The organism is Corallococcus terminator, from assembly GCF_003611635.1.
In the GTDB taxonomy this organism is placed as follows: Bacteria; Myxococcota; Myxococcia; order Myxococcales; family Myxococcaceae; genus Corallococcus; species Corallococcus terminator.
Map to the genome: position 1 here is coordinate 1 of NZ_RAVZ01000765.1, position 621 is coordinate 621.

The window sequence follows — 621 nt, forward strand, 5'->3', positions numbered from 1 at the left end:
CACCAGCACCGCCGCCCCCACCCCCTCGGTGTCCGTCACCACGTTGAAACAGTGGTGCATTCCATAGATGAGGTACATGTACGCGCGCCCCGCCGGCCCGAACATCACCTCCGTGCGAGGGGTGAGCCCCTTGGAGGCATGGCATGCCAGGTCATGCTCGCCCAGGTAGGCCTCCACCTCCACGATGCGGCCCACGCGCCGGCCCTTCACCCCGTCCACCACCAGCAGCGTTCCCAACAGGTCGCGCGCCACCTCCAGCGCGGGGCGGGCATAGAAGGTCAGGGGGAGCGGGCTCATGGGGTGCGGTCCATTCTACCTCCGGGGGGTGTCCGTCCACCGCAGGGCGATTCTCGCGGCCCCAACTTCCAAAACTTCCAACAGACAACCTCCGCGCGCTGAACAAGCAGGCACCTTCGAACACCTGGGTGACAGCAGTTCACAGCGGCCCGTGGGTGGGGCAGATTGCGCCGCATGTCCACTCCTGGCCGGCTCTCCGGTCTCCTGCTTCCCCTCTTCTCCCTGCGTTCCCGGACGGACTTCGGCATTGGCGACTTCGGCGCGATGGATGGCCTGTTCGCCTGGATGAAGGCCGCGCGTCAGCGCCTGCTGATGGTGCTGCCC

At 67.1% G+C, this 621-nt stretch carries 2 protein-coding genes; one reads left to right on the forward strand and one right to left on the reverse strand.

Going from position 1 to position 621, the window contains the following annotated elements:
- Positions 1 to 297: DNA-3-methyladenine glycosylase (locus tag D7V88_RS42025; protein WP_147449176.1), on the reverse strand; the 297-nt coding region annotated here is incomplete at its 3' end.
- 174 nt (positions 298 to 471) lie between these two features.
- Between D7V88_RS42025 and D7V88_RS45760 the strand changes: the two genes are divergently transcribed.
- Positions 472 to 621: 4-alpha-glucanotransferase (locus tag D7V88_RS45760; RefSeq protein ID WP_147449177.1), on the forward strand; the 150-nt coding region annotated here is incomplete at its 3' end.